The organism is Xanthomonas sp. SHU 166 (genome assembly GCF_000364685.1).
Classification (GTDB): Bacteria; Pseudomonadota; Gammaproteobacteria; order Xanthomonadales; family Xanthomonadaceae; genus Xanthomonas_A; species Xanthomonas_A sontii.
Genome location: NZ_AQOJ01000539.1, coordinates 1 through 1,901, shown reverse-complemented (window position 1 = coordinate 1,901; position 1,901 = coordinate 1). Strand labels below are relative to the sequence as shown.

General features: G+C 72.5%; 3 protein-coding genes. All 3 read left to right on the top strand.

The features are described 5' to 3' along the window. The coding region (locus tag D180_RS13905) for a DUF4019 domain-containing protein (RefSeq protein WP_017913275.1) at nucleotides 1-347 on the top strand (347 nt) is incomplete at its 5' end. 41 nt (nucleotides 348-388) lie between these two features. Continuing rightward, nucleotides 389-778 carry an MAPEG family protein gene (locus D180_RS13900; RefSeq protein ID WP_026143987.1) on the top strand — a complete coding sequence of 130 codons (390 nt, stop codon included), beginning with the start codon at nucleotides 389-391 and terminating at the stop codon, nucleotides 776-778. Nucleotides 779-877: 99 nt separating this feature from the next. Continuing rightward, the coding region (ubiM, locus tag D180_RS13895) for a 5-demethoxyubiquinol-8 5-hydroxylase UbiM (protein ID WP_017913273.1) at nucleotides 878-1,901 on the top strand (1,024 nt) is incomplete at its 3' end.

The following is a 1,901-nucleotide window of genomic DNA, read 5'->3' as shown; positions in this document are numbered from 1 at the left end:
TGCAGGCCGGCCTGCGCGCCGCGCAACTGGTCGATGCCGGTCGCACCGGCGAGTTGTGGGACGGCGCCTCGGCGGTGGCGAAGAAGGTGGTGACGCGCGCGGTGTTCGTGCGCGAGATCGACGCCGCGCGCGCGCGGCTGGGTACGCTGCTCGGCCGCGGCGTCGCCAGCGTGGCGCGGGTGCAGTACGCCGCCGGCTCGCAGGTGCCGCCGGGCACCTACGTCAACATCAGTTTCCCCAGCCGCTTCGCCAATGCGCCGCAGCCGGTGCGCGAGCTGGTGTCGTTGCGGCTGGACGAGGACAAGACCTGGCGCCTGGTCGGCTATCACGTGGCCATGCCCGATTGAGCGGCATGCTGCGCGCCGTCTTCCTTCCCTCCGAGGCTCCGATGCCCATCGAAATCCGCATGCTGGCCTGGGCGATCCTGCTCGGGATCGCGCAACTGCTGCTCGCCTCCGCCTTCGTCACCGCGCAGCGCGGGCTGAAGTGGAACGCCGGCGCGCGCGATGCGCCGCAACCGCCGCCGGCCGGCGTGGCCGGGCGCCTGGACCGCGCGCTGCGCAACTTCCTGGAAACCTTCCCGTTCTTCGCCGCCGCGGCGGTGGCGGTGGCGGCACTGGGCAAGGGCGATGCGCACACCGCGCTGTCGGCGCAGATTTACCTGTGGGCGCGGGTGGCGTACGTGCCGCTGTACGCGGCGGGCGTGCCGTACGTGCGCAGCCTGGTGTGGGTGGTGTCGCTGTGGGCGATCCTGCAGCTGGTGTGGGCGCTGTTCTGAGCCCCGCGGGCTGCGACCGATCGTCGCAGCGCTGATCCAGATCAAGGACGCGGTGCGCGGCGGTCGTATCCTGGCCGGGTCCGATCACGGAGTCGCCGCATGCAAGTGGATATCGCCATCGTCGGGGCCGGCCCAGCCGGCCTGTGCTTCGCCCGCTCGCTGGCCGGCAGCGGCCTGTCGCTGGCGCTGATCGAGCCGCAGCCGCGCGCGGCGCTGGCCGAGGCCGCCTTCGACGGCCGCGAAATCGCCCTGACCCATGCCTCGCGGGCGTTGCTGGATCAGTTGGACCTGTGGCCGCGGATCGACCCGCAGGCGATCGCGCCGCTGCGCGATGCGCGGGTGATGAACGGTTCCTCGCCGTTCGCACTGACCTTCGCGGCGGGCGAGGGCGGCCGTGGCGATCTCGGCTGGCTGGTGCCCAATCACCTGATCCGCCGCGCGGCGTTCGCCGCGGTGCAGGACCAGCCCGGTCTGACCTTGCTCGATGGTGTCTCGGTGCAGGCATTGCGCCGCGACGCGCGCCAGGCGCAGGTGCAGCTCTCCGACGGGTGCAGCGTGGCGGCGCGGCTGGTGGTCGCCGCCGACAGCCGCTTCTCCAGTACCCGGCGCATGAGCGGGATCGGCGCGCAGTTGCGCGATTTCGGCCGCACCATGCTGGTGTGTCGGGTGCGCCACGAGCGCCCGCACCATCAGACCGCCTGGGAGTGGTTCGGTTACGGCCGCACCATGGCGCTGCTGCCGCTGCACGGCAACGAGGCCTCGGCAGTGCTGACCCTGCCGCCGGAACGCGCGCAGGCGCTGCTGCAGATGGACGAGGCGGCGTTGGGGGCGGAGATCAGTACCTGCTTCGAGCATCGCCTGGGCGCGATGACGCCACTGGTGCGGCCGCAGGCGTATCCGTTGGTGGCCGTCTATGCGCAGCGCTTCGTCGCCGAGCGCTATGCCTTGATCGGCGACGCCGCGGTGGGCATGCATCCGGTGACCGCGCATGGGTTCAACTTCGGCCTGCAGAGCCAGGCGCGGCTGGCGCGTGCGCTGCACGACGCGGTCGCGCGCGGCGGCGACATCGCCGCGCCGGCCTTGCTGGCCGGTTACCAGCGCGGGCACCGCCTGGCCACGCGGC